The following is a 26,045-nucleotide window of genomic DNA, read 5'->3' as shown; positions in this document are numbered from 1 at the left end:
TCCGGATAGTTGAGCCGTTCCGAGGGCGGTACTGCCTACAGTTTGTAGGTGAGCGTGGTAGAGAAGGTGCGGGGCGCGATGGGGTTGGCGCTGTTGTCGTCGTGCAGGTTGTAGCTCAGCTGGTTGAGCAGGTTGGCCATTTTGAAGCGCACCGAGAACCGCTCGTAGGCGTAGCCCACTGAGGCATCGAACAGGAAGTAGTTAGGCAGGGCCAGGTACTTGTTGGTGTCCGTCACGGGGTTGCCTTTGGCGTCGTAAATGAGGCGCGGGTTGCGGCCGGCCAGGCGGTCGCCCACGTAGTAGCCGGTGGCTCCGGCGCTCAGGCCACGCAGCAGCACATTGTCTCCAAACACCTTCCCGAAGGAATAGAACAGGCTCAGGTTGGCGGTGTGGGCGGGGTTGTAGCGCAGGCGGCTGCCGTCCACGTAAAGCGTGCTGTGGGTGTAGGCGGTGTTATTGTAGCTATAGCCGGCAATGAGCGAGATGCCGTTCACGGGGCGGCTCTGCACGTCTACTTCCACGCCCTTGCTCGTGACCTCGCCGGCCAGTTCCTGGGCGCTGGGGAAGTTGGCATTGTAATTCGGGTTCAGACCGTTGCCCAGGTATTGCTGAATGGTCTGGGCCTGGTTGTTATTCACAATGTAGTAGGCCGTTACGTTGGCCGACAGCGCGCCTTTGAACAGGTCGTTTTTGATGCCGGCCTCAAACTGGTCAATCATCGAGGGAGGCAGGCTGCCGCCCTGGTTATCAGTCACAGTATTGGCCTGGGGCGCGAAGGAATTGGAGTAGGAAGCGAAGATGGCCGTGGTTTTAACGGGCTGATACACCAGGCCCAGACGCGGCGAGAAGGCGTTGTCGTAGCGGCGGTTTTCCTTCACCGTGGCCGGGTTGGTGGCGGGAGCCGTGAGGGCGGGATAAGTGTACACGTCGCTGGGGGTTTCCTGGTAACTCCAGCGCAGGCCGGCCAGCAGCTTCACGTTGTCGGTCAGGCTGATGAGGTCCTGGGCGTAGAAGCCGGCGCGGCGGGTGTTGCCCAGTGTGCGGGTGTTGTAGCGCAGAGCGTCGTAGCCGGTGGTGGTGCCTTTGGGCTGGCCCAGGCGGCGGCTGGGGTTCAAAATGTTGACCGAGTCAAACGCCTGAGTGGTGTAGGCCAGCGTGTTGGTGTTATACTGGTCGGCATCGGCCCCCACCAGCAGCGTGTGGCCAATGCGCCCGGTGCGGAAATTCCCCGTCAGGTCCACTTGGGCGAGGTAGTAGTTTTCGCCGGTTTGCGTGCGTTGCAGGCTGCGGAGCCAGTTGCCGTAGCTCTGGCCAGGCTTGATAACGTTGGCAGTGGGCCGGCTGGCGCTTTTCAGCTCGTTGGCGTAGCGCTGGAACGCGCCTACGGCCCGCACCTGCCAAGTGCTGTTGAGGCGGGTGGTGAGGGTGGCGGTGGCGCTGGTTTGGTTGGTGGCGTTGGTAGCGTCGGCCGTGTTCAGGAAACGGCTGCGCGAGTCCGAAATCTGGTAATCGACGGTGCCGATGCCGAAATCCGGCGTGCGGTTGTCGCGCAGGTAGTCGCCTTCAATCACCAAATCGGTTTTGGGGCTGAGGCGGAACAGCAGCGAAGGGTTGACGTACACGCGGTTGCTTTTCACGCCGTCGCGGTAGCTGTCGGCGCGCTCCCAGGTGCCGTTCAGGCGAAAAGCCACTTTCTGGCTTTCCCCCACCGCGCCGTACACGTCAAACTGCGGCTTCACAAAACCGAAACTGCCCACCCGCAGCCCCACCGAGCCGCCGCGCTCAAACTGAGGCTTCTTGGTCACCAGGTTCAGGATGCCGCCCGCTGCCACGTTGCCATAGAGGATGGCCGCGCTGCCCTTCAGCACCTCCATGCGCTCCAGGGAGCTTACTTCCGGCATGATGCCATTATTATAGCGCACCCCGTTTTTGAAGGTATTGGCGCTGGTGTAGGCAAAGCCGCGGCTGGCAATTTCCTCCTGGGTGCCGCCGGTGGCGCCCATTACATATACGCCGGCCACGTTGGCCAGCACGTCGCTCAGGCGCAGGGCCTGCTGCTGCTCCAGCACCGGCCGCTCGATGGTGAGCGTGGCCTGCGGGTTGTCGAGGGGCGCGATGGGCATCTTGCCCACGCTGGGCGTGCGCTGGTTCAGGCTTTTGGCGCCGGTCACGGTCACTTCCTGGAGCTGCTGCTCGCCGCGAGCCAGTGTGAAGGGCGGCAGCGTGGCCGTCTGGCCGGGCTGTACTTCCACGGCCACTTCCTGCGCCTGGCAACCCAGGCAGCTCACCACCAACGACTGCCAGCCGGCTGGCACTTTCAGGGCGAAGCTGCCGTCGGCGGCAGTCACGGTGCCGCGCTCGCTGCCTTTGAGGCGTACCGATACCTGCTCGGCCGGTTGGCCATCGGCCAGGAGCACGCGGCCCGTCACGGTGCCATTGCTCTCACTACCATGCTGTTTATGATGCCGCATCGGCATGTTCTGGGCAAACCCAGTGGCAGGCAACAAAGTAATGGAGAGCGACAGGAGCGGGACGAAGTACCTCATGAGGTTATTTAGACAGATTCAAAATAGAGTACAAAGGTGCGGCCTATTTAGAATCATTCCAAACTCTATTTAGAGTCATTCTAAATAATAACATTGAGCTTTTCGCGGCACATCTGTTGATTTCATCAATACCATTTTTGAATATTTTGAAAATCAACTACCTAATAACAAAAACACCCGGCTGATTAGCTGGGTGTTTTATAACCAAAAACCGATGCTAATGCTGACTAAGCCATAGCGGTTTCCCGCTCCGTCGCCACCGGCGCGGGCAGTTCGAAGGCTTCGGCCAGCAGTTCGTAGGAGCGCAGACGGTCTTGGAAATCGGCGGTGATGGTGACAGCCGTGATTTCGTCCACGCCGTATTCGGCCGCCATTTGGGTGAACTGGGCGTGCACCTGCTCGGGGGTGCCGCTCACCACGCGGTTGCGGTTGAAGGCGAGGTGGGCCTGGTCTTCGGTTGAGAAGCGGTGGCTGCGCACCTCCTCGGTGGAAGGGAAGGTGCGGAATTCGCCTTTATTGAAGCGAATAAGCTGCATGTCCATGGCTTTGCGCAGTTCGTCAGCCTTCTCCTCGGTATCGGCGCAGAAGGTGAACACGGCCACGTTGGCCAACGGCGCGGCCAGCTCGCGGCTGGGCCGGAACCGCTCGCGGTACTGGCGCACGGCCGCCGGGCCGCCCGCCCCGTTGATGAACTGGGCGAAGGAAAACGCCATGCCCAGGTGCGCGGCAAATAGGCCGCTCTGGCCGCTGGAGCTCAGCAACCACAGCTCCGGGGCAGCAGGGGCCTGGGGAATGGCCATCACGCGTTCGTGAATGGTGTCGAGCACCTTCTCGTCGCGCAGGTAGGCTTGCAGGTCCATGAGCTGCTCCACGAAGTCCTGCTCGCTGAACGTGTTGCTGGGGTTGAGGGCGTGGGCGGTGAGGCGGTCGCCGCCGGGGGCGCGGCCCATGCCCAGGTCGATGCGGCCGGGAAACAGGTTTTCGAGCAGGCGGAAGTTCTCGGCCACTTTCAGGGCCGAGTAGTGGGGCAGCATCACGCCGCCCGAGCCCAGGCGCAGGTGCTGCGTCTGGCTGCCGAGGTGGGCAATGAGGACTTCGGGCGTGGAGCCGGCCAGCGTGTTGGTGTTGTGGTGCTCGCTCACCCAGAAACGGGTGTAGCCGAGGCGGTCGGCCAGTTGGGCCAGCTGCACGGTTTCGAGCAGGGCCTCGCGGGCGGTGCTGCCGGGCCGGATGGGCGACTGGTCGAGTACGTTGAGGCGGATTTTGGAAGTGGATTTCATAACCAGGATATTAGAACAGGGAGGTAAACCGCTCCCAGGCTCATACGGTTTGGAACGGCGTACTGGATAGACCGGCGCGATGAACAATTGCCCGCTCAGCTGTTAAGGCCCGAAACAATTCTTTTCCCTTTTATAATGAGCGACCAGAACTTCGTCACCCTCGCCGTGGCCGACGGCACCGAAATGCGTGCCTACACCGCTTTTCCCAGCAGCACCGGCCCCGTGCCAGGCATCATTTTGCTGCAGGAAGCCTTCGGCGTGAACCGCCACATCCGCAGCGTGGCCGACCGGCTGGCGGCGGCCGGCTACGCCGTGGTAGCGCCCGAGCTGTTTCACCGCACCGCCGCGCCAGGCCTGGAAATTGCCTATTCCGAATTCAATAGCGTGGCCATGCCGCACTACAGCGCCATCAACAACACGGACCTGACCGCCGACCTGCGGGCAGCCTACGACTGGCTGGCCACGCAGCCGCTGGTGAAGGCCGATAAAATTGGCAGCATCGGCTTCTGCCTGGGCGGTCGGGTGTCGTTTCTGGCCAATGCGGTGCTGCCGCTGGCGGCGGGCGTGTCGTACTACGGCGGCGGCACCCACACCATTGCTGACCGCGCCAAAGACCTGCACGGCACGCACCTCTTCTTTTGGGGCGGGCTCGATGCGCACATCGGCAAAGAGCAGATTACCCAGGTTATCGAGGCCGTGGAAGCAGCCAAGAAGCCCTACATCAACACCGTCATCTCCTATGCCGACCACGGCTTCAACTGCGATGAGCGGCCCAGCTACCACCCCGAAGCCGCTAAGGAAGCCTGGGCGCTGACGCTGGCGTTTTTTGGCGAGAAGCTGGGGGAGTAGTTTCTGTAAAGTACAAGGAAGGCCGTCATGCTGAGCGCAGTCGAAGCATTTCTACTGTAGTACTGAATCCTGTCGATTGGATTACTCTCGCGGTAGAGATGCTTCGACTGCGCTCAGCATGACGGCCTTTTTGGTTCTGCTAAACTCCAACCGCCGCAGGCTCAATAACCACCGCCTGCCGGCCCAGGTACTGCGCCATGCTGCTGGCCAGAATAATCTGCAAGGCATGATAGAGCATCAGCGGCAATAAAATAAGCCCGGTGGCAGCGCTGGCCGGAAACAATAGGCTGGCCATGACGCTCCCGTGTACCAATGACTTTTTTGAGCCGCAGAACACGGCCACTACCTGGTCGGCGCGGGGGAAGCTCAGGGCACAGCTCAGGCCCCAGATGATGGCGAATACCACCAGATACAGCACCACCATGCCCGCGCCCAGCTTGAAGACATCGGCCGGACGGTAGCGGCTGAAAATGCCATCGGCAAAGGAATCACAGAAGGCGGTGAAAACGATGAGCAGGATGGTGACCTGGTCGAAGATGCGCAGGGCAGATTTATGGCGGTCAGCAAAGGCGTGGAAGCGCGAATTGAGCAGCACCCCCGCCCCTACTGGCAGCACCACCTGCCACAGCAGCTGCACCGCCAGGCTCCAGAGCTGCCCGCCGCCCGTGCCGGTGTGCAGAAACAGGCTGCACAGCAACGGCGTGAGCAGAATGCCCAACAGGCTGGAAATGCTGGCGTTGAAGATGGCCGCCGGCAGGTTGCCGCCCGCAATACTCACCATCACCACCGACGTGGACACCGTGCTGGGCAGCGCACACAGGAAGAAGATACTCTGCCAGAGCATCTCGCCGCCCTCGGCCCCAAAAAACGGCCGTACCAGCAGCGCCAGCGCCGGAAACAGCACGAATGTGCTAAGCTGCGTCAAGGTATGCAGCTGCCAGTTGCGCATGCCATCGCGCAGCTTTTCAAAGCTCAGCTTGAGGCCGTAAAAGAAGAAAACCAGCGCCACGCCCACCGTGGTAATGCTGTGCCAGGGCACGGGGCTGGCCTTGCTGCCCAGGCCGGGCGCGAAGTAGGCCAGTGCCACCACGCCCAGCAGCGCCAGCAGAAACCAGTCGAGCCCAGCGCGGGCGAGAAGGGCAACGAGACGGTTTGGAGCAGGCGGCGGGGCTGGAGTCATGGGCAGGAATACGCCGGGGGCGGCGGTTGTGATGCGGGAGAGGCAACGAAAAAGCGCCAGCCTCCTGAGAGCCTGACGCTTTTCGAAGTGAGAGAGGTAGAGACGCGACACTTCGCGTCTTGTCGTTGAACAGAGTTAGCTTACGGTGCTGCGGCAAATCGTCCAACGACGAGACGCAAAGTATTGCGTCTCTACAATTCGGATGAATTACTACTCGCTGGGCACGCCGCTACCCAGGCCGGGGGCGGCGTTGCCCTGCACGCCCTGCACATTGGGCACGCCCATTTTCTCCTCGCGTTTGCGCTGGTATTTGCCAAACTGAGCGGGATTGAGCACGTCTTTCAGGGCTTCGAGGCGCGAGCGACCGGCACTTTCTACCACGCCAGCCAGCTTGCGGGGGTCGGCTTTGTAGCGCAGACGACCGGTTTCGACTTGCTCCACGGCGCGACGGTTGATAACACGCACCTTCTCGGTTTGCTGGGGGGTGAGGCCCAGATTCTGCTGCATGTTGGTGGTAAGGGCGTTGGCCTTTGCATCAACAACGGCATCGGGCGGGGCCACCACGGGGGGCTCGTCAGCTATAGTGGTTTTGGTTTTCACGCTGGGCTGGCCGGCGGGCTTCACCTTGGTTTTGACGGTGGCCTGTGCGTGGGCGGCCGGAGCCGCCGATAACACGGCCAGGGCCAGCAGCGGCGAGAGCAACAAGAGTTTCATAGAAAAGCGAAAAATCAAAAAACAGCGCCCGGAAACATAGCGCTATGACGGAGTAAATATCGGCCAAAAAGCCGGCTCATTTCCTCCCGAACGCGGTGTTAACCACCTTTCGTGCCAGCCTGGGTTTAAAATTCGGGCCTCCGCTTTCGGCCTTGCAACCTTTCGGCCAATTTTTCCATACTATTGACCATGAAACACGCCAAACGCACCAAATCCAACTGGCTGCTGGCCGCCGGCCTCGGCGCGGCCACCCTGGCCCTCACCATGTGGGGCAACCGGCGCGGCTCCTACGACCTGAGCGGCCGCGTGGTGCTCATCACCGGCGGCTCGCGGGGGCTGGGCCTCGTGCTGGCCCGCCAAGCCGTGGCCGAGGGCGCCCGCGTGGCCATCTGCGCCCGCGACGAAGCCGAGCTGGCCCGCGCCCGCCAGGACCTGCTCATGGCCGGCGCGGCCGAAGCCGACGTGCTGACCCTGGCCCGCGACATCACCAACGAGGTGGAAGTGCGCACCATGGTGGCCGAAGTCGAAAGCCGCCTCGGCCCGGTCGACGTGCTCATCAACAACGCAGGCATCATCACGGCTGGCCCGCTGGACAACATGGACGCGCGCGATTTCGAGGATTCGATGGCCGTGCATTTCTGGGCCCCGCTGCACGCCATGCAGGCCGTACTGCCCAGCATGCGGCGGCGGAGCGCGGGCCGCATCGTGAATATTTCGTCGCTGGGTGGCAAGGTGGCACTGCCGCACATGGCCCCGTACAGCGCCAGTAAGTTTGCGCTGGTGGGCCTTTCCGAAGGCTTTCGGGCGGAATTGCACCAGCACGGTATTTCGGTAACCACCGTGTGCCCCGGCCTGCTGCGCACCGGCAGCCCCGACCACGCCGAATTCAAGGGGCAGCAGCAAAAGGAATTCGCCTGGTTCAGCATTGCCGATTCGCTGCCCGGCTTCACGCTTAGCGCCGAGCAGGCCGGCCGCCAAATCTGGAACGCCTGCCGCCGCGGCGACGGCGAGGTGATTCTCTCTCTTCCTGCCAAGTTTCTGGCCGCTTTCCACGGCCTGCTTCCCGGCACCACCACCGATATTCTGAGCTGGATGAACCGCGCCCTGCCCGCCACCGGCGAAAGCGCTGCCGCCAACGTGCGCCGCACCGGCTTCGAGAGCGAGTCGGACATCACCCGCTCGCCGCTCACGGCCCTCACCCGCAAAGCTGCCGCGAAGAATAACGAGCTATAAGAATAAATAGAACGTCATGCTGAGCGCAGCCGAAGCATCTCTACTCCGAGAGTAATTATTTACTTCTGCGGTAGAAATGCTTCGGCTGCGCTCAGCATGACGCTTTTTAACAAAGTCGGCGCATCTTGCGCCATGCATTTCCCCGTTGAGCTAGCCCTGGGCCCCGCCCGCCTGCCCGTGCACCTGTTGTGCGAGGTGCTGGCCTATACCCTCGGCTTCCGCCTCTACCAGCGCCTGCGCACCGGCCACGCCGACCGCATCAGCGACGCGCACCGGCAGTGGATTTTTGTGGGCGCGGCCGCCGGGGCCCTGCTCGGCTCGCGCCTGCTGGGCCTGCTGGAGCACCCCGAGCTACTGGCACACCCTCCTGGCGGCTGGCTCTACTATTTCACCAACAAAACCATTGTGGGCGGCTTTCTAGGCGGCCTCATCGGCGTGGAGCTCACCAAAAAGCGCCTCGGCGTGACGGCCAGCAGCGGCGACCTCATGGTGTTTCCCATCCTGCTCGGCCTGGCCATCGGCCGGCTCGGCTGCTTTTTCAGCGGGCTCGAAGACGGCACCTATGGCATTGCCACCGCCCTGCCCTGGGGCATCAACTTCGGCGATGGCGTGCGCCGTCATCCCACCAACCTCTACGAAATCCTGTTTCTGGCAGCCCTGGGATTGCTGCTGTGGCTGTTGGAACGGCGCGGGCGTTTGGCCGATGGCCGGCGGTTCCAGCTGTTTCTGAGCGGCTATCTGCTGTTCCGGCTGCTGGTGGAGTTTATCAAGCCCACGGCGGCACTGACGGGACTGGGCCTCACGGCGATACAGTGGGCGTGCGTGGCGGGGCTGGGGTATTATGTTTGGGCGTGGATAAAACAATTAACAAGCACCGTCACAATAAAACCTGACAGAAAATTCTTTTAAGCCTGTAATCTTTTACACACCTAATTCATCATTGAAAATGAAAAAAAGTTTCTTTGAATTTTTGGCTTTGGCTGACGTAGAGAAGGTTCATTCTCAAATTATAGCTTGGTTGATGTCAAAACACTGCGAGGCTCTAAATGAACCAATGAAATCACAGATAATAAATAACATATTAGGACATGAATTAAACGACACCATAATTACCTCAACAGCCGAAATAAATGGAGCAGACATTGTAATAGAATGCCTGAAAACCAGGATAGTTATCGAAAATAAAATCAAAAGCTCCCAGCACTCAAATCAACTCAGCAGGTATGTAGAAGAATTTAATAAGGATTCAACAAAAATAAATTATTTTATATTCATGACACTGATACCAGAAAAGCCTCAAAATAAAAATTGGACAAACTATTCATATAAACAATTTGCTGAATGCTTGAATAATTTCGAACTATCCGATAAGTCAAATTTTGACCAAATGGCGTTGCAAGAATATTTGAAAAGTATTCAATCAATCACCAGTGTCGCTTATGAATTCATTTTAAACCCCTCACTATTTCCTAATGTTTTCAATGAAGGAAAGCTAAGCAAACAAGCAAAGAATCATAAGAAATATTCAAATTACACTCAAAAATTTATTTCCGAAAATCAATTGGAAACAATACTTCAAAAATCTTTTTATATAAAAGTCCTTGATGAAATAAGTACACCTGAGCTACTATATGAAGTAGGAGACACTCATGGAACAGCGTTTATAAATGCTTTTTTTGATGAATATATCGTTTTAGACGGCGTATGCTTCAAAACAGGAATTCAATTTCAAGGCGGCACATTTAAATTCGCCATAACTACTTGCAGTGACTACGAAAAATCAAAGAAAGAATGGATTACACCATTTGTAAAGGCATTTAAATATTTCAAAGAAACCAAAGTTAATGGATATACAAAATTAAATCTACCTGATACTAAAGCATGGATTTCTGTTTCAAAGCGGACTTCATCTCAATTCTATGAAATGAATTTTACAGAATATGTTGAAATTTTCAAACATGAATTAGAGAATGCGCGAGATATGACTGCAAAAATCAAAGCCTTAATCTAACTTTAGTTGTCCCATGCCCGAACGTCCCTACACCTACTACGATTTCACGCTGAGCCTGTGCCCGCAGTGCCTGCGCCGCATCGAGGCCAAAATCGTCTTCGAGGACGGGAACGTATTCATGCTCAAGCGCTGCCCTGAGCACGGGCGGCAGAAGGTGCGCATCGCCACTGATATTGAGTATTACAAGAGCATTCGCAACTACGTGAAGCCAAGCGAAACGCCGCGCCGCTTCAACGCAGCCACGCATTTTGGCTGCCCGTATGACTGCGGCCTTTGCACCGACCACGAGCAGCACAGCTGCCTCACCGTCATCGAGATAACCGACCGCTGCAACCTCACCTGCCCCACCTGCTACGCTGAAAGCAGCCCCACCCACGGCCGGCACCGTACCCTGGAAGAAGTGGAAGCCATGGTGGACCTGGTGGTGGCCAACGAAGGTGAGCCCGACGTGGTGCAAATCTCCGGCGGTGAGCCCACGCTGCACCCGCAATTCTGGGAAATTCTGGACATGTGCAAGCGCAAGCCCATCAAGCACCTGATGGTGAACACCAACGGCGTGCGCCTGGCCAAAGACGAGGCTTTTGTGGCGCGGCTGGCCACGTATGCGTGCGCGTTCGAGGTGTATCTGCAGTTTGATTCCTTCCGCGAAAATGTGCTGCTGACCATGCGCGGCCGTGACCTGCGCGAGGTGCGCCAAAAAGCCATCGAGAATCTGAACAAATACAACCTCAGCACCACGCTGGTGGTGACGCTGCAAAAAGGCCTGAACGATGACGAAATGGGCGACATCATCGACTACGCGCTGAAGCAGCGCTGCATTCGCGGCGTCACGTTTCAGCCCACGCAGGCGGCCGGACGGCTCGATAATTTCAACCCCGAAACCGACTCGTTTTCGCTCACCGAAGTGCGTCAGGGCATCATAGCCCAAAGCCCGGTTTTCTCGGCCGAAGACCTGCTGCCCGTGCCCTGCAACCCCGACGCGCTGGCCATGGCTTACGCGCTGAAGCTGGACGGCGAAGTCTTCCCCCTCACCCGCTATGTGGACCCCGCCGAGCTGCTCCAGAGCGGCGGCAATACCATTGTGTACGAGCGCGACCCGCGCCTGCGTCAGCACATGCTCAAGCTGTTCAGCACCGCCAATACCGTGGATACGGTGGTGCCCGAAATCAACCAGTTGCTGTGCTGCCTGCCGCAGGTTTCGGCCCCCAACCTAGGCTACGAAAACCTGTTCCGCATCATCATTCTGCAATTCATGGACGCGCACAATTTCGATGTGCGGGCCGTGAAGAAATCCTGCGTGCACATCGTGAGCAAGGATTTGAAAATTATTCCGTTTGAGACGATGAATATTTTCTACCGTGACCAGGAGAAACTGGCGCGACTGGAAGAACTGCGGGCCGAGCGAACTGGGATTATCTGATGACTTATGGCGACCGAACCATCCGACGATGGCCAACACCTTTATGCCTGGCCGTTGGGCATTAACCTGGCCATTCTGCTAATATTGGTGGGGTTCAGCTGGCCGGATGTGTATGGCCTTGGCTGGCTGATACTGTTGCTGACTTTGCCTAATGGCTTACTCGGCTTTGTATTCCTGCTGTTTGAGCGACGGCGCGATACGGGCTATGCCGGAGGATTCTTTTTATCGTTCCTGTTATTGCTGCTTATTGGCTTTGGCATGTGCTCGAAGGAAGCCAAAAACCATGAGCGGAGAGAAGAGAATGCAGTCCCAGCACCTAAATCTTGAAATCTATTTTCGCTCATGGAAAAACCTGCTCAACACATTATCCGAAACAACTTGCTAATCGTGCTGGGGGCAGCCGTCGTGCTGGGTCTGGTCGAGAAGTTTCTCAGTCAAGGCGCTATTTTTCTATTTGGGATTTTCTATCTCGGGCAGGCGCTGGTTAACCTGATTTTAGGCTTTACGCACTTGGGCAGCAAGCCTGGCGAGGTTGGCGCCGCGCCTTATTTTCTGAGTATGCTGCTGGTGCTCATCATCGGCTTTGGGGCGTGCTCAGGCATTTTTATCATGGCGGGCAGTCTCGGCAATATGCACTGATTCGGGCGCGGGCTGGCACTTGGAGCAAGTATAAGTGGCCCGGCCGCCCACATAGTACTTATCGATTTTCACCTTGGCGTGGCGCGGGCAAAAGGTGTGCGCATCGGAGCCGGGCGTGGCCGAATCGTCCCACTCGCGGGCGTGGATGAGGAAGGACTTGGGGAAATATTTGTAGTTGGCCTCGTGGTCGATGGCCGTGGTGAGCACCAACTGAATGGCGGCGTGCAGGGCCCTGAACTCCTTCTCGGTGAGCGACGAGCCCAACCGCTCGGGGTTGATTTTGGCCTGAAACAACACCTCGTCCACAATCCAGTTGCCGAGGCCGGCGGTGATGCCTTGGTCGAGCAGCAGCGGCTTGAGCAGCGTCTTGCGGCGGCTGAGCTTCTGCTGCAATTCGGCGGCGGTGATGGCGAGGGCATCGGGGCCGATTTTCTTGGCGGCCTGGTGGGCGGCGGCACTGTCGGCCAGCCGGATGCGGCCGAATTTGCGCGGGTCGATGAAGGCGAGGCGAAGGCCGGAATCTTCCAGGTGCAGGGCCACACGAGTAAAGCGCGGAGCATCGGGCTCGTCGCGGTAGGCTCCGATGTCGCCGGTCATGCCGAAATGCAGGACGAGAACTTTGCCGTTATCAAGCTCCAGGAAGCAGTTTTTGCCCAATCGGCTGGTGCCAGTGATGGTGCGGCCCACGAGGCCAGCGCGGAGTTGGTCTTCGGGCGTGGCCAGCACGTGGGCATCGTTCACCTGCACGGCGGCGATGGTTTGGCCTACAGAAATTTCATCAATAAAGCGGCGGTAGGTTTCAACTTCGGGTAATTCGGGCACTGCGTTGGAGCGAAAAGTTTCTTTGAAGAAAGTACGTCATGCAGAGCGTAGCATCTTGCCCGCACTCGCTAATTCAATCGAGTGGATTGCGTTGAGTGCGGGCAAGATGCTACGCTCTGCATGACGGCCTAACACTTCAAATCCAACTCCGGTTGCCTTTCCGGCTACAAATCCCCGCGCAGCCCGCCTTCCAGCACCACCACGCCGGTGCCGCCAATCTGCACCGATTCAATGGCCTCGCGCGAACCGCTGATGCGCACCTGCACCGCGCCGGCGCGGCCCATGTCGTGCCCTTGCTCGGCGATAAACTCGGGCGAATCGATATAGCTGTGGTGCCAGAGGTAGGCCGCCATGCCGCCCGTGGCCGAACCCGTGACGGGGTCTTCCGACACATCGGGCGGGGTGCCGAAATGGCGGGCGAAGGTGTGGCCGGCCGCCGTCGCGCCGCCCAGGCAAAACAGGTGCGGGCTGAAAAAGTCACTTTCGGCACGGTAGCGGCCCAGGGCGGTGGCATCGGCCACGTGGGCGCGGCGCAGGGCGGCGTGGTCGCGCAGCAATATCATGAGCTGCGGCGTGCCGGTGCTCACCGTCTGGATGGGTGCGCCGGGCAGCAGGTCGTCGGGCATGAGGCCGAAGAGCGGCAGCACTGCTTCCGGCGCGTGCGTGGCTCCAAAAATGGGTTGGCGCTGCGTCATCCAGACCATGGCCGGCGCCCCGGCCGCCCCCGGCAGCACATCCACCCGAATGGGGCCGTGCAATAGGTGCAGCGTGAGCGTAAGGGCTTCGCCGGAGGCGGGCAGGACCACCCGGCCGGCATGCAGCAGCGCCGTGACGGTGGCAATGGTGGGATGCCCGGCCAGCGGAATTTCCTCGGCCGGTGTGAAGAAGCGCACCGTGAATTCGGTGCTGCCAAGCGCGGCGCGATTCACAAACGCCGTTTCCGACTGGTTGAACTCGCGGGCCAGGCGTTGGCGCAACTTGGGGTCAAGGTCGTCGGCATCGAGCACCACGGCGCAGGGGTTGCCGCGCAGGGGCTCGGTAGTGAAAGCATCAATCAGCAGAAATGGCAGCGAAGACATAAGCAATGAAATGGTGTAATGGGAAACCGGCCACGAAGGAACAACAACTCATCAGCACCCGCCCCGCCAGCCCACAAAAAAGCCGGCCCGCTAACGTGCGAACCGGCTTTCCATTGACTGCAAATGGCGCTTTACATCGTGTCGTGCAGCTTGGCTACGCGCTGGCCGGCCTTGTCGTACACATCGCCGCGGGCGGTGATGAACAGGCGGCGCTGCTGGCCGTCGGTGAGCACGAAGGGGAAGGTTTCGCTGGTGGTGCGCGTCACGCGGCCCACCACTTCGGCGTTGTCATCGTCATCCACACGTACCACTTTCAGGGCGTTGGTGAGGTAGTAGCGCTGGCTGGGGTCGTTGCGGAAAGTGAGCTGGCCCACCAGGCGCACGGCGTCGCCGGTGTTCTGGCTCACCGCCACCATTTCGCCGGCGTCATCGGCCGGCACCGAGGGATATTGACGGGCCTGGCGGGCAGGAAGTTCGCGGGTCGGCTGAGCCATGGGTGCGGCGGCAATCACGGCCGGGGCGGCCGAGGGCGCGGCAGTACGGGCACTGGCCACAATCTGGCCATTGGCGCGCTGCCAGCCCTGGCTGATGGCCGTGAGGCGCGGCGTGCGGCCGGGGTGCGTACTCGAGCCCTCATCATCGGCCACGGTGGCCATGGCGGCCTGGGCCTGGGCCAGACTAGCCCCCAGCTTGCGCAGTACAAAGCCGGAAAACTCGTCGGCCTCCAGTTCATCGGCGGGCTGCGAGCCGCCGGCGCGCAGGGTGTGGCCGTTGAGGTGGTGGCCCATCTCGTGGGCCAGGATGCTGATGCCGGCCCAGTCGGTGTGGCCGGCGCGGTTCACAGCATTCAGAAAATCGGGGTTGTAGAGCAGGTAGCGCTGACCGTCGTAAACCACTGCGGCGGCGTTGTCGACCTCGCGCGTGGCCCGCAGTTGGAAGCGGGCCTTGAGGCCCACGGCATCGGTGATTTCGCGGATAACATCGGTGGGCGCGGGAACGGTTTGGGCCTGCGCGGGAGCAGCCAGGGCCAGCGGCAGCGCGAGCAGCAGCGGGGCCGCCAAGCGGCTGATAAAACGGGGAAGGAAAGCCATATCGAAGAAGGAGAAAGGAAATGACTACTAATTCAACCCCATTGGCAAGCGTAATGCCAGCTTTTGGGGCAAACACTCAGCGTTTGTAACCACCTGCCACCGGCAGCAGTCCGGCGTTTAGCGCAGCAACAATCAAACTGATACTCAAGCAACGGCAGGGCGCGTTTTTATTGCTTGGCCGCCACCGCCAGCCCATCCGCGAGCGGGGTGCCGGGCCATTGAAACAACGATTTTGCCCTGTTGGCAGTTCACTAAACGAGAGTCGGAGACCGGCAAAAAGGGTTGCGTGATTCCGACCCGAAGTAGCTTTGCGCCTCGGCCGCCTTAGCCCCGCCGGTTTTCCGTTTCGCGTTGATGAATCAAGCCCACCTGCACCTCATTGTCAATCATGTGCCTATTGTGGGCAGCCTTTTTGCCGCCGTGCTGCTGGGGGCGGGCGTGCTCAGGCATAATCTCGACCTGACCAAAGCCGGCCTGATAGCCGTGCTGGCCGCCGGCCTGCTGTGCCTGCCGGCCCAGCTCACGGGCGAAGGCGCGGCGGCCATTGCCCAAAACCTGCCCCGCGTGAGCCGCGCCCTCATTCACAACCACGAAGAAGCGGCCGAGCTGGGTTTCTGGGTGCTGGAGGCGGCGGCCTCGCTGGCGCTATTCGGGTTGTTGCTGCTGAAAAATGCTTCGCCCAAAGCCCGCCTAGTAGCCCTGCTGGCACTGGCTGCCACCGTGCTCAGCTTCGGCCTGCTGGCCCGGGCCGGCAACCTGGGCGGGCAGATTCGGCACACTGAAATCCGCGAGGGCTTTGGCACGGCCGACGAACTGTAAATGAGCCGGTTAACAAGTTTAAAAATTTTTCATCCTGAGCGGAGCAAAGGACCTTACCACGCCAGAATAAGCCGTTCAAACGTGATAAAGTCCTGCGCTCCGCTCAGGATGACAAACGACTACGCTTTCCCAAAAACAAGCCTCTATTCCTTACCATCATGCCCTTTCCCTTCTTTGGCGACGATAAATCGACCGTGGCGCGCCTGCTGGCCACTCTGCCCCAAACCGGCACCCTGGAATGGATTGGCCAGCGCCCGGTGCGCCGCGAGCCGCTGGTATCAGTGCCCGAGGCAGAGCTGAAAACCGACTCCCACCTGCTCGGTGACCACGCCCGGCCCAAAGCCGGCGGCAAGCGGCAGGTCACGCTCATTCAGCAGGAGCACCTGGCGGCGGTGGCCGGCTACCTGGGCCTGGACGCGCCGCTGGACCCGGCCCGCCTGCGCCGCAACCTGGTGGTGCGCGGCCTGAACCTGCTGGCCCTGAAAAACCGCCAGATTCGCATCGGTGACGATGTCATTCTCGACATCACCGGTGAGTGCCACCCCTGCTCGCGTATGGAGGAGGAGCTGGGCCCTGGCGGCTACAACGCTATGCGCGGCCACGGCGGCCTCACGGCGCACATTGCGCAGGGCGGCATCATCCGTGTGGGCGACGTGGTGCGGGTAGTGGCGTAGCCAGCGCAGGCTGGGGCCGATAACTTTCGGGGGCGGGTAGCCGTTTGCAGCACAGGCTTTTCACTGATGCTTTCCCCGGTTTTTATGGCTCCAATCTTACGTTCGATTTTTATGCAGGCTCGTGGCTTGGTGGGCATTTCGCTGGGCCTGGCGCTGCTGACCGGCCCGGCGGCTGAGGCCCAGACGGTGTATGCGCTTGGCACGCTCACGGCTGCCTACATGGGCTCGCCGGCCGGGTCGCAGGGGTTGGTCACCATCAATGTGGCCAATGGCGTGGCTGTGGGCACGCCCGCTACGGTGGCCGGCGTAGCGGCGGGCCAGAGCCTCTTGGGCATGGATTTCCGGCCGGCCAATGCCCAGCTTTACGCCCTGGGCTATGATACTGCCGCCGTGGCCCCCACCCCCAACACCCAGCTCTACACCCTGAACCTGAGCAGCGGGGCCGCCACGCCGGTGGGCGCGGCCGTGCGCCTGGAGCTGGGCCGCCGCACAGCCCGCATCGGCTTCGACTTCAACCCCGTGGCTGACCTGATTCGGGTGGTGAGCACCACCCGCGCCAATTATCGCCTCAGCCCTGTTACCGGCGCGCTGGCCGGCACCGATACCAACCTGGCCTACGCCAGCGGCACGCCGGCCACGCCCGGCATTGGCGCGGTGGCCTACACCAACGCCTTTCCCGGCGCAACCAGCACCACACTCTACGCCTTCGATGAGCTAAATAACGGCCTGCTTTCCGTGGTGAATCCGCCCAACGGCGGGGTGCTCACGGCTCCGGTCACGGTCATGCTTCAGGTGCCTTCGGGCACGTATGGCATTGGCTCGCCGCAGGCCATTGATTTCGATATTTATTCCAACGCCAGCCTCAACCGCAACGAGGGCTTCCTGATGGAAGTGACGGCCGGCGGCAGCAGCAACTTCTACCGCTTCAACCTGAGTACCGGCCTGGCTACGCTGGTAGGCAACACGGTGCCGGCGGCGCTGCCGTTCGTTATCCGCGACATTGCGGTGAGCATCGGTGCGCCGTTGGCGACGGCCCCGGCCGCGCTGGCGCAACTGGCGGCGGTGTACCCCAATCCGGCCCGGGGCACGGCCACCCTGCTCCTGACCGCCGCCCTGCGCGGCAACCAGCCCACTCTGGTAACCGTGGCCGACAATCTGGGCCGCCCGGTGCTGACCCGTACCCTACCCGCCGGCCCCGCCGAAACCGTGGAGTTGCCCCTGGCAGGCCTGGCTCCCGGGGTTTATACCGTCCTGGCCAACGCTGCTGCCGGCCGCGTGGCCCGGCGCCTGGCGGTAGAATAGCACCACACCCACCCCTGTAAACCGGCCAATGGCCCGCCGCTGCTTAGCAGCAGCGGGCCATTGGCGCTAAACAGGCTTGATAACAAACAGAAAATGAGGGCATAAGCATGGCAAATTGATTACGTCCCCGTGTTACCTGACCCGTTTTTTTTATTTCTCAAAAGTTAATCCAATGGCCGCCGGAGCCGTACACGCCCGCATATTGATGTCCTGATTTTTTCTAAGTACCTTGAATAGGCTTTAGTAACAGACATAACCGGCAACCACCTTACCTGTCAGCATTATGCAAAAATTCCTACAACTCCTGGCCGCCGCGCCCACCCGCCTGGGCCGCTGGGGCTTTCTGGGCTCGTTGGGCCTGATGCTCATGGCCGTACCGGCCATCACGCAGGCGCAAACGATTTATGGCCTAGGCACCATCACGGGGCCCAACTTCCGCAACGCCCCGGTGGGCTCGCAGGGCCTCATTATTATCGACCCCAACACCGGGGCGTCTACCAACCTGGCGCCGGTGGCTATTTCGGGCGTGACGGCGGGCCAGACACTGGTGGGCATCGATTTCAGGCCCGCCACCAACGTGCTGTATGCCCTGGGTTACGACGGCAACGCGGCCGGCAACAACGCCCAGCTTTACACCCTGGACCCCGGCACCAGCGCCGTGACGGCCGTAGGCGGCGCCATCCGGCTCAACCTCGGGGGCACGGCGGAGCGCATTGGCTTCGATTTTAACCCCACCGTGGACCGCATCCGGGTGGTGAGCTCCAACAACGCCAACTACCGCCTCAACCCCATCACCGGCGGCGTTGCCGCTACCGACCCCAACGTGGCCTACGTGGGCGGCACGCCCGCCGACCCGGGCGTGGGTGCGGTAGCCTACACCAACTCCTACGTGGGCGCGCCGCCGGCCAGTACCACACTGTATGACGTTGACTATCTTAACAATGGCCTGCTTTCCACACAGGACCCGGCTACCGGCGCCCTCACCACCCGGAGCACCATTCAGTTTGTGATTACGGGGGGGAGTTCACCGGGCACTTACCCCATTGGCAACCCCGATGCGCTGGGACTGGATATTTATTACAACCCGAATACCAACCAGAACGTGGGCTACCTCACGGAGGTGACGGAGGTGCGTAGCTCGGGCTCCCGGGCCAGCAATACCTACCGCCTCGACCTGGCCACCGGCCTGGCCACCCAGTTGGGCAACACGGTGCCTTCGACCACCTTTCCCGTGCGGTTCAATTTTGAAATCCGCGACCTGGCCGTGGCCATTGCCACCATCCCCACCATTACCTGGAACGGCCTGCTGAGTACCGACTGGCGCAACGCCCTCAACTGGACCCCCAACATTGTGCCCGGCCCGCCGAATGATGTCATCATTCCCGGCAGCACGCCCTTTCAGCCCACGGTGAGCCAGGCCCAGCAGACTCACGCCCTCACGCTAGGCAACGGCGCAGTGGTGACCCTGGCCGACGGCAGCTTCCTGGTAACGGGTGGCAATTTCACCAACAACGGCGGCTCACTTGCCGAAAACGGCGCGGGCACCGGCACCGTGGTGCTCGACCTGAACACGCCGCAAACCATCGGCGGCACCTCGCCCACCGTTTTCCCGAACCTGACTATTGGGACGGGCACGGCGGCGCTGGGCACGGCGGCCACCCTCAACGCGCCGGCTTCGGTGCGGCGGCTGCTCACGCTATTCGGCGATTTGACGGTGACCGGCCAGACGTTCACGCTGCTCTCGGATGCCACGGCCACGGCCCAGGTGGTGAACACCGGCGGCATGGTGGTGGGCGCGGCCACGGTGCAGCGCTACATCACGCCTACCTTCAACGGGACGGGCTACCGCCACTACTCGCCGCCCGTGAGCGGCAGCACGGTGAACGACCTGACCACGGCCGGTTACACGCCGGTTATCAACCCGAGCTTCAACACCGTGGGCAAATCGGTGCGGCCCTTCCCCACGGTATATAGCTACGACGAGCGGCGCGTGAACAGCAGCGGCAGCGCCGGCACCATCGATTTCGACAAGGGCTACCTGTCGCCCAACTCGCTCTCGGATGCGCTCAACCCCACGCAGGGCTACACCGTGAACATCTCGGCGGCGGCCAACGTGGACTTTGTGGGCACGCTCAACAACGGCAATTACACGGCCGGCAACCTCACCCGCGGCCCATTCACCGATGCTGGCTGGCACTTCCGCGGCAACCCCTACCCCGCCCCGCTCGACTGGCAGGCCATGATTAACGCCGGCCGCCTGACGAACATGGAAAATGCCCTCTATGTCTTCAAAAGCAATGGCCTCTACACCGGCACGTATGCCAGCTACATCAACGGGGTGGGTGCTAATGGCGGCACCAATATTATCCCGTCGTCGCAGGGTTTTTGCGTGCGCACCATTGCGGCCGGACAGGTGGGCAGCGTTGCCTTCACCAATGCCGAGCGCCTGAGCACGTACAACAACACGCCCTTCCAGCGTGGCACCGCCGACACCCGCACCCAGCTCACGCTGAGCCTGCGCAATGCCACGGCCGCCACCCAAACGGCCATTTATTTCGACCAGGGCGCGACGGCCGGGTTTGATGCCGCCTTCGATGCCGTGGCGCTGCCTTCCTCCAACGGCCTGACCCTCGCCACCGATGCCGACGGCCAGACGGCCTCCATCAATGGCCTGCCCACCCTGGCTGGTGCTGCCGATGTGGTGCTGCCGCTGTATTTGAGCGCGGCCACCGCCGGCACCTACTCGCTGGCCGTTGACAACTTGGCCAACCTGCCCGCCGGCTACCACACCTACCTGCGCGACGCCCTCACCGGCGCCTACACCGACCTGGCCACCACGCCCACCATCAGCCTGACGCTGGCGGCCAATGCCGCCGCTGCCGGCCGCTACGCCGTGCTCTTCACCACGCAGGCCCGCGTGCTAGCCACCGCGCCCGCCGCCCTGGCCCGCCTGGCCAGCGTGTACCCCAACCCGGCCCACGGCTCGGCCACACTGCTGCTGCCGGTGGCCCTGCGCGGCACCGTCGCCACGGCCGTTACCGTAGTCGACAACCTGGGCCGCCCGGTGCTCTCGCGCACGCTAGCCGCCGGTACTGACGAAACCCTAGACCTGCCGCTGGCCGGCCTGGCTCCCGGCGTGTATTCGGTGCAGGCCCGCACGGCGGCCGGCCTCGTAGCCAAGCGCCTGGTGGTGCAATAGGGCCGCAACCTGTTCCGGGATAAAAAACACAAAGCCCCGGCCGCAATGGCCGGGGCTTTGTGTTGCGGGGCACCCTTCTACCCCAAATTTAAAAAACCTCCCGCCAAAGGCGAGAGGCTTTCCAAGCTATGAAAACAACTGTCCCCTGTAAGAGACACGTAGTTATGTACGAACGGCACCGGGCATTTGGATTGATTTCCGGCCGTAATTAAGCCCCGTCCATCCGCACGATTTTGGGGGTGAAAGAGCCCAGTACGTCCACTAGCTCGCGCTGGCTGGCCATCACGGTGCGGATGTCCTTGTAGGCCATCGGGGCTTCATCCAGCCCGCCACCGATGAGTTCGATGCCGTGGTCGGCGAGGTATTTGCGCACCTGGCCTTCGCCCAGCTCGGCCTTGGCGCGGGTGCGCGACATGAGCCGGCCCGCGCCGTGCGAGGCCGAAGCCAGCGACTCGGCCACGCCCCGCCCGCGCACGATGAAGCCGGGGGCCGTCATCGAGCCGGGGATGATGCCGAGCACGCCCGCGCCGGCCGGTGTGGCCCCCTTGCGGTGCGTGATGACCTCGCGGCCATCGGCCAGCCGCTCCTTCCAGGCGAAGTTGTGGTGGTTTTCCACTTTCGCCAGGGGCTTCTCGCCGAGGGCGCGGGCTAGGCGGCGGTGAATCTGCTCGTGGCAGGCCGAGGCGTAGTCGCCGGCCAGCGTCATGGCCGCCCAGTATTCCTGGCCGGCTTCGGTGTCGAGGCCGAGCCAGGCGAGGTGCTGGGCTTCGCCGGGCAGCTGGCACACATCTTTGGCGAGCTTGGTGTAGCGCTCGGCAATGCCCGCGCCCAGGCCCCGCGAGCCGGAGTGCGAGAGCACGCCCAGGTACTGGCCCACGGGCACGCCCAGTTCGTTTGCCACGTCGGTGATTTCGACAATGCCGAACTCCACGAAGTGGTTGCCGGAGCCGGATGTGCCCACCTGCTCGGCGGCTTTGTCGAGCTTGTTTTTCAGGAAGGGAATTTCCTGAAACTCGGGCCGGTCGAGCACCGCGTGGTCCATGCGCTGGCCCCGCTCGAAGCCCCGGCCGCTGCCGAAACGAGTGTTTTCGAGCAGCAGGCTGCGCAGCTCCTGGGTGCGCTGCGTGAGGTACTTGGGCGGTAAGTCGAACACCGACAAAGCCATGCGGCAGCCAATGTCGACACCCACGGCGTAGGGAATCACCGCGTTATCCGTCGCCAGCACGCCACCGATGGGCAGGCCGTAGCCGTGGTGGGCATCGGGCATGAGCGCACCGGCCACAGTCACGGGAAGTTTCATGGCCGTTTCCATCTGATGAATCGCGCCCGGCTCGATGTGCTCAGCCCCGAACACGGTGTAGTCCTTGCGCTCCACCAGGCTGATGTGCCGGTTGGGCGGGGGCAGCAAGGCAGCGGCCGTATGGCTCCAGTCGAGGTGCGTGAGGAAGTCGGTGGGGTTGGCAACGAGTTGACCCAGCAAAGCAAGCTGGTCGGTTTGAGAGAGTTTTTTGAGGTGCTTGCGCTGCAATTGAGCCAGCGCCAGCCCAATGGCCCGACCTTCAGGGAACCCGAGAGCGCGAAGGTCGTTGCCGCGTAATATATTGGCCATGAGAATGGTTGTTGTACGGTGTAAAGGCGCGACAATTCGCGTCTCCATCGTTGATGAAAAGAAAAATAAAACGGACCGGGCAAAAAGGCGCATCGCCGTGGTCATTTGCTCTACCAGACTGAGCTACTGCTGGCAAGCCGACAGGCGGGATTCGAACCCGCGACCCAACGAATCGAAGTATGGCAGTGCTACGGCACCAGCCCGTTTTATCAACAAAAAACCGGAGCAACAGGCGTCCCGCGTATTGGCCCAGGGGGCCGACGTGACAGGTCGAAGTAGCGCGAGACTACGGCATCCGGCAACTTATAAAGTTTGATTGAAAAGGGTAAAACTCGTGCCGCCGCTTGATTTAACAGAACGAAGTAAGGCTGCACCACGACACCTTTTCAATCCAAAACCTGTCCGGGGCAACAAGCGCCCGGCCTTCTAGTCCTGCTCTAACCAACTGAGCTACGAAAACGGCCTCACGGCTATTTCGGCGGGGCTCGAACCCGCGACCTGGGCATTAAAAGTGCGAAGTATGGCCGGGCTACGACACCCAGACAGGGCTTGAAAGATTGTTTCCGGCTGGGGCAACAGGCACTTGGCCAACTGGTACGGCTCTACCAATTCGTATTCGCCCTGCCTCACGGCAGCACTTCGGGAGTCGAACCCGCAACCGCACCTATTAGGGACGAAGTCAGGCCCGGCTACGGCACCCATCCGGAAACATATTTCATTCGGCTTTCTCCGAAAATTCGGGGCAACATGCGGCAGGCGCATCAACCGCAGCCGAGGCCACGGAAGGGGAGTCGAACCCTAAACTCTGATTAACAGTCAGATTTTCACCAGCGAAGTAACGCCCGCCTACGGCACCCGAACCAGGCGGAGCTGGCCGAGGTGGAACGCGCCACCGTGGCGGTGGCGGCGTCCCGGTCGGCGACTGCCCCAGGTGGGCAGCCGTCTTCCTCAAGTCGGCAGTTTTTAAACGTGAGTCATGTCGTTTTTATTTTAGGAAAGCTTGGAATTGGGGCGACAAGCGGCTGGCGCAGTGTTTTCGTCCTCCGCCCGAAGCGGAAACGGGATTCGAACCCGCGAGACGAACCGTAGTTCATCCGAAAACTTTACCACGAAGTAGCGCCTGCCTACGGCACCCAACTCAGGCAATTAAAACCGGGCAACAATCGCTGAACCACGATACTGTGCCAAAGGCACAGCGAAGCACTTAAGCTTCTAGCGTTTTTTCAGTACGAAGTAGGGCGCAACTACGGCACCGGTTTAGGTGAATGGCGGCCGGGGGTTCCGCTTTATTGCCCGGCCGGGTCGCTGAATTTTTACAAATCAATTTTCTCGATTTCGGTGAGGGCCGAGCCGCCATTGTCCAGCGCACTCAGCACGTCGAATACCTTATCAGACCAGCCGGCGATGAGGGCCACGCCCGTTTCGGGGCGCACCTCCAGCGGGGCGGTGCCGTGCCCGGCCAGGTCGAAGAGGTAGAGGCGGGCATTGGGGGCCACGGTGCGGCGGTAGTCGGCCCAGATTCGGCCAAATACGCCCCCGTCGCCGGTACTGTTCCAGAGCTGGCAGTCGTTGAAAATCATCACCTTGTCTACCACCTCGCGGCGCAGCAACAGCTCCTGCACTACCAGGTGGCCGTTGGTGGAGTAGCCCACTTCGCCTTCGCGCTGGTAGAGCTCGTCCACGTTGCGCAGCACCGGGCCCCGGGGCAGGCTGATGCGCTTCCAGACGTTGCCGAACATGCCGGTCACCACGTTCTGGCAACGGCTCTGCAGCAACATGCTCAGCACCAGGCCCACGTCGTATAGCAGCACCTTGCTGCGCGCCGAAATGGGCTGCTGCATAGAGCCCGACACGTCGCAGGCCAGCACCACGCGGGTGTCGTGCCCGAAACCGCGCAGGTTCACGGCGCTGTGCGCGATGGCCGTTTCCAAAGCGGCCAGCACGCCGGCCACGTAGCCGCCGGGCAAGGCTTTTACCTCGCGGTAAGCAGCCAGGAAGCGGAATGGCAGCTGCTTGCTGCGCGCCACCGCAAACCGGTCGGCCAGCGTGTCGCACACCCGCTCCATTGCCTGAGCCGAAACGTTGGCTTCGAGGATGTTGCGCAGGTTGCGCAGCAGGGCCATGTAGCCCAGCTTGCCGCTACCAATCAGCGTTTCCCAGGTCTGGCGGACAGCCGTTTGCCGGTCCGCATCGGTGGCGTAAGTCCCCTGCCCTACCGCCGACAGCTCGGTTTCCCAGGTGTAGGGCGTGGGCAATTCGCCGCGCACCAATTGGTCGAAAAGGGCTTGCTGGGCCTCATCCTTGGCATTGGGGTGCACCAGGAAGAGGGCATCGCGCAGGCGCACCGCGCCGTCACGGTCGTACTTGGCCAGCTGGTAGCCGTCGAAACGGTTGAAGCTGAGGGCCAGGCCTTTTTGCAGCTGCTTGGAGAGGCGGTTGAGGACTTTGGTCCCGCTCCGGCCGTTGGCTTGGGCGTAGAAGGCCAGCAGCTCCGTGATTTCGTCGGGGCGCTGCACCACGCGGGCCACCAGGCGGCTCACGAGGCTGTCGCCGCGGTGCAGCTGGGCCAACTCCACGCATAGCACCAGCGGCACCGAGCGCAAATTCAGCACTTCGCGGGCATACACCGCCAACTGGGCCACGAACCGGGGCTCGTTTTTCGCCACCAAATCACGCAAACGCTGCAGGCGGGTATCAGCCGTTTCGTAGAACTGGTCGCTGAGCGCGGCTGTAGCCACGGCGGCATACAGCTCCAATTGCGGCGTGAGGGTGAAGGCGGGCGCCCCTTCGTGGTTGACAGTGGGCGCAGTGTTTCGGGAGAAGAAGTTGAAGCGCATGATGAGGAAATTTTGGAAAGTGGAAAGGAAGGAATTGAGCAGATTGAGTATTTCAGAAATTAATTCGTTGGCAATTATTATCGCAGTAATTAATTTGTAAACTGAATTAGACATACCTCTTCCCGGCAAATAAAAACGTGTTTTTATTTGGGAATTAATGACACGAAAAAGCCCGGCTTTTGCGGGCCGGGCTTTTCTTTTTCGCGGGATGTACGCCGAAACTATTGACGCATCCAATCAGAAAGAAAAGCACGACCGCGCCGATTCAGCGCGCCGCCGTCGGGGCGGAGCTGAAACTGTTTAGGCAGGTATTCGGGGCGGATACTGTGCATGGGAGAAGTATGCTAAGCGGTTGATAAACCGCAAAAAACAAAAAACCCGAGCGTTGTTGGCTCGGGCGTAGCGGGTTTCAGGCGAAGCTGAAATCAGGCAAACATACCGAGCGGAGACAGTCGTTCTGGCTGTTTCTTATCCGAATTGCTGGTGAATGTCAGGTGGCGGTACATGGTTGTTTGCTTTTGGTGCGACAAAGATTGAGCATTAATTTTAATTGAGCAAATAATTTTTGAAAATAATTTATAAATATTTTTTTGATACGAATTTTCATTATAAAAATTCAGCAGCCAAACGTCATGCCGAGCGCAGCGAAGCATCTTTACTGCTGCAGCAACTAAATTTCATTGTGAGGTAAAGATGCTTCGCTGCGCTCGGCATGACGTTCCTATTCTAACACCCTAAAAC

20 protein-coding genes are annotated in these 26,045 nt (G+C 60.7%); 11 read left to right on the top strand and 9 right to left on the bottom strand.

Features of this window, described 5'->3' with window-relative positions; all coding sequences use genetic code 11:
• Positions 1 to 35 precede the first annotated feature (35 nt).
• Positions 36 to 2,546 (bottom strand): TonB-dependent receptor, encoded by a 2,511-nt coding sequence (locus I7X13_RS07285; RefSeq protein ID WP_198074961.1) that lies wholly within the window; start codon positions 2,544 to 2,546, stop codon positions 36 to 38.
• 227 nt (positions 2,547 to 2,773) lie between these two features.
• Positions 2,774 to 3,826 carry an LLM class flavin-dependent oxidoreductase gene (locus I7X13_RS07280; RefSeq protein ID WP_198074960.1) on the bottom strand — a complete coding sequence of 351 codons (1,053 nt, stop codon included), beginning with the start codon at positions 3,824 to 3,826 and terminating at the stop codon, positions 2,774 to 2,776.
• Positions 3,827 to 3,961: 135 nt separating this feature from the next.
• Here I7X13_RS07280 and I7X13_RS07275 point away from each other — a divergent pair, with 135 nt between their 5' ends.
• Entirely contained in the window at positions 3,962 to 4,675 is a 714-nt protein-coding gene (locus I7X13_RS07275) for a dienelactone hydrolase family protein (RefSeq protein WP_198074959.1), read from the top strand.
• Between the two features lie 139 nt (positions 4,676 to 4,814).
• Here the strand turns inward: I7X13_RS07275 and I7X13_RS07270 are convergent, their stop codons facing one another.
• Together I7X13_RS07270 and I7X13_RS07265 are read right to left on the bottom strand one after the other, a co-directional pair.
• On the bottom strand, positions 4,815 to 5,855 hold the full coding sequence (locus tag I7X13_RS07270) for a bile acid:sodium symporter family protein (RefSeq protein ID WP_198074958.1): 1,041 nt from the start codon (positions 5,853 to 5,855) through the stop codon (positions 4,815 to 4,817).
• A 210-nt stretch (positions 5,856 to 6,065) separates the two neighbouring features.
• Positions 6,066 to 6,569 carry a hypothetical protein gene (locus I7X13_RS07265; protein ID WP_198074957.1) on the bottom strand — a complete coding sequence of 168 codons (504 nt, stop codon included), beginning with the start codon at positions 6,567 to 6,569 and terminating at the stop codon, positions 6,066 to 6,068.
• A gap of 189 nt (positions 6,570 to 6,758) precedes the next feature.
• On the opposite strand from I7X13_RS07265, the gene I7X13_RS07260 reads away from it, so the two are divergent.
• From I7X13_RS07260 to I7X13_RS07235, 6 genes are all read left to right on the top strand, one after another.
• Positions 6,759 to 7,802, top strand: coding sequence for an SDR family NAD(P)-dependent oxidoreductase (locus tag I7X13_RS07260; RefSeq protein ID WP_198074956.1), 1,044 nt, complete (start codon positions 6,759 to 6,761; stop codon positions 7,800 to 7,802).
• A 132-nt stretch (positions 7,803 to 7,934) separates the two neighbouring features.
• On the top strand, positions 7,935 to 8,711 hold the full coding sequence (locus I7X13_RS07255) for a prolipoprotein diacylglyceryl transferase (RefSeq protein ID WP_198074955.1): 777 nt from the start codon (positions 7,935 to 7,937) through the stop codon (positions 8,709 to 8,711).
• A gap of 37 nt (positions 8,712 to 8,748) precedes the next feature.
• Positions 8,749 to 9,813, top strand: coding sequence for a PD-(D/E)XK nuclease family protein (locus I7X13_RS07250; RefSeq protein WP_198074954.1), 1,065 nt, complete (start codon positions 8,749 to 8,751; stop codon positions 9,811 to 9,813).
• 13 nt (positions 9,814 to 9,826) lie between these two features.
• Complete coding sequence (locus I7X13_RS07245) at positions 9,827 to 11,233, top strand: radical SAM protein (RefSeq protein WP_198074953.1); 1,407 nt, start codon at positions 9,827 to 9,829, stop codon at positions 11,231 to 11,233.
• A gap of 6 nt (positions 11,234 to 11,239) precedes the next feature.
• The gene (locus tag I7X13_RS07240) at positions 11,240 to 11,560 is read left to right on the top strand and encodes a hypothetical protein (protein ID WP_198074952.1); all 321 of its coding nucleotides are present in this window, start codon (positions 11,240 to 11,242) and stop codon (positions 11,558 to 11,560) included.
• Positions 11,561 to 11,575: 15 nt separating this feature from the next.
• The gene (locus tag I7X13_RS07235) at positions 11,576 to 11,872 is read left to right on the top strand and encodes a hypothetical protein (RefSeq protein WP_198074951.1); all 297 of its coding nucleotides are present in this window, start codon (positions 11,576 to 11,578) and stop codon (positions 11,870 to 11,872) included.
• On the opposite strand, the gene mutM is transcribed toward I7X13_RS07235, so the two are convergent.
• The 3 genes from mutM to I7X13_RS07220 form a co-directional block, all read right to left on the bottom strand.
• Positions 11,828 to 12,694, bottom strand: coding sequence for a DNA-formamidopyrimidine glycosylase (gene mutM / locus I7X13_RS07230; protein WP_198074950.1), 867 nt, complete (start codon positions 12,692 to 12,694; stop codon positions 11,828 to 11,830). The two genes, I7X13_RS07235 and mutM, sit on opposite strands and share 45 nt — an antisense overlap.
• Positions 12,695 to 12,858: 164 nt before the next feature.
• Positions 12,859 to 13,773: a PhzF family phenazine biosynthesis protein gene (locus I7X13_RS07225; protein ID WP_198074949.1), complete on the bottom strand. Its 915-nt coding sequence runs from the start codon at positions 13,771 to 13,773 to the stop codon at positions 12,859 to 12,861.
• A gap of 131 nt (positions 13,774 to 13,904) precedes the next feature.
• A complete protein-coding gene (locus I7X13_RS07220; protein ID WP_198074948.1) occupies positions 13,905 to 14,864 on the bottom strand; it encodes a M48 family metalloprotease in 960 nt (319 codons plus the stop codon).
• A 354-nt stretch (positions 14,865 to 15,218) separates the two neighbouring features.
• Between I7X13_RS07220 and I7X13_RS07215 the strand changes: the two genes are divergently transcribed.
• The 4 genes from I7X13_RS07215 (at position 15,219) to I7X13_RS07200 (ending at position 20,858) form a co-directional block, all read left to right on the top strand.
• Positions 15,219 to 15,683, top strand: a complete 465-nt coding sequence (locus I7X13_RS07215; protein ID WP_198074947.1) for a hypothetical protein — start codon at positions 15,219 to 15,221, stop codon at positions 15,681 to 15,683.
• 158 nt (positions 15,684 to 15,841) lie between these two features.
• A complete protein-coding gene (locus I7X13_RS07210) occupies positions 15,842 to 16,357 on the top strand; it encodes an MOSC domain-containing protein (protein WP_198074946.1) in 516 nt (171 codons plus the stop codon).
• Positions 16,358 to 16,441: 84 nt separating this feature from the next.
• Positions 16,442 to 17,659, top strand: coding sequence for a DUF4394 domain-containing protein (locus I7X13_RS07205; RefSeq protein ID WP_198074945.1), 1,218 nt, complete (start codon positions 16,442 to 16,444; stop codon positions 17,657 to 17,659).
• 283 nt (positions 17,660 to 17,942) lie between these two features.
• Positions 17,943 to 20,858 (top strand): DUF4394 domain-containing protein, encoded by a 2,916-nt coding sequence (locus I7X13_RS07200; RefSeq protein WP_198074944.1) that lies wholly within the window; start codon positions 17,943 to 17,945, stop codon positions 20,856 to 20,858.
• Between the two features lie 208 nt (positions 20,859 to 21,066).
• Here the strand turns inward: I7X13_RS07200 and I7X13_RS07195 are convergent, their stop codons facing one another.
• Positions 21,067 to 22,467 carry an RtcB family protein gene (locus tag I7X13_RS07195; RefSeq protein ID WP_198074943.1) on the bottom strand — a complete coding sequence of 467 codons (1,401 nt, stop codon included), beginning with the start codon at positions 22,465 to 22,467 and terminating at the stop codon, positions 21,067 to 21,069.
• Between the two features lie 1,313 nt (positions 22,468 to 23,780).
• Positions 23,781 to 25,304, bottom strand: a complete 1,524-nt coding sequence (locus I7X13_RS07190; RefSeq protein WP_198074942.1) for a TROVE domain-containing protein — start codon at positions 25,302 to 25,304, stop codon at positions 23,781 to 23,783.
• Positions 25,305 to 26,045 lie beyond the last annotated feature (741 nt).

This window comes from Hymenobacter negativus, from assembly GCF_016056375.1.
GTDB classification, from domain to species: domain Bacteria; phylum Bacteroidota; class Bacteroidia; order Cytophagales; family Hymenobacteraceae; genus Hymenobacter; species Hymenobacter negativus_A.
This window is presented reverse-complemented; position numbering and strand designations above follow the sequence as displayed.

Excerpts from the sequence above, each read along its gene's own strand:
- I7X13_RS07285 (WP_198074961.1), bottom strand. The coding sequence starts at position 2,546 with ATGAGGTACTTCGTCCCGCTCCTGTCGCTCTCCATTACTTTGTTGCCT.
- I7X13_RS07205 (WP_198074945.1), top strand. The coding sequence starts at position 16,442 with ATGGCTCCAATCTTACGTTCGATTTTTATGCAGGCTCGTGGCTTGGTG.
- I7X13_RS07280 (WP_198074960.1), bottom strand. The coding sequence starts at position 3,826 with ATGAAATCCACTTCCAAAATCCGCCTCAACGTACTCGACCAGTCGCCC.
- I7X13_RS07260 (WP_198074956.1), top strand. The coding sequence starts at position 6,759 with ATGAAACACGCCAAACGCACCAAATCCAACTGGCTGCTGGCCGCCGGC.
- I7X13_RS07195 (WP_198074943.1), bottom strand. The coding sequence starts at position 22,467 with ATGGCCAATATATTACGCGGCAACGACCTTCGCGCTCTCGGGTTCCCT.
- I7X13_RS07220 (WP_198074948.1), bottom strand. The coding sequence starts at position 14,864 with ATGGCTTTCCTTCCCCGTTTTATCAGCCGCTTGGCGGCCCCGCTGCTG.
- I7X13_RS07250 (WP_198074954.1), top strand. The coding sequence starts at position 8,749 with ATGAAAAAAAGTTTCTTTGAATTTTTGGCTTTGGCTGACGTAGAGAAG.
- I7X13_RS07275 (WP_198074959.1), top strand. The coding sequence starts at position 3,962 with ATGAGCGACCAGAACTTCGTCACCCTCGCCGTGGCCGACGGCACCGAA.
- I7X13_RS07245 (WP_198074953.1), top strand. The coding sequence starts at position 9,827 with ATGCCCGAACGTCCCTACACCTACTACGATTTCACGCTGAGCCTGTGC.
- I7X13_RS07190 (WP_198074942.1), bottom strand. The coding sequence starts at position 25,304 with ATGCGCTTCAACTTCTTCTCCCGAAACACTGCGCCCACTGTCAACCAC.
- I7X13_RS07270 (WP_198074958.1), bottom strand. The coding sequence starts at position 5,855 with ATGACTCCAGCCCCGCCGCCTGCTCCAAACCGTCTCGTTGCCCTTCTC.
- I7X13_RS07255 (WP_198074955.1), top strand. The coding sequence starts at position 7,935 with ATGCATTTCCCCGTTGAGCTAGCCCTGGGCCCCGCCCGCCTGCCCGTG.
- I7X13_RS07200 (WP_198074944.1), top strand. The coding sequence starts at position 17,943 with ATGCAAAAATTCCTACAACTCCTGGCCGCCGCGCCCACCCGCCTGGGC.
- I7X13_RS07235 (WP_198074951.1), top strand. The coding sequence starts at position 11,576 with ATGGAAAAACCTGCTCAACACATTATCCGAAACAACTTGCTAATCGTG.
- I7X13_RS07265 (WP_198074957.1), bottom strand. The coding sequence starts at position 6,569 with ATGAAACTCTTGTTGCTCTCGCCGCTGCTGGCCCTGGCCGTGTTATCG.
- I7X13_RS07240 (WP_198074952.1), top strand. The coding sequence starts at position 11,240 with ATGGCGACCGAACCATCCGACGATGGCCAACACCTTTATGCCTGGCCG.
- I7X13_RS07215 (WP_198074947.1), top strand. The coding sequence starts at position 15,219 with ATGAATCAAGCCCACCTGCACCTCATTGTCAATCATGTGCCTATTGTG.
- I7X13_RS07210 (WP_198074946.1), top strand. The coding sequence starts at position 15,842 with ATGCCCTTTCCCTTCTTTGGCGACGATAAATCGACCGTGGCGCGCCTG.
- I7X13_RS07225 (WP_198074949.1), bottom strand. The coding sequence starts at position 13,773 with ATGTCTTCGCTGCCATTTCTGCTGATTGATGCTTTCACTACCGAGCCC.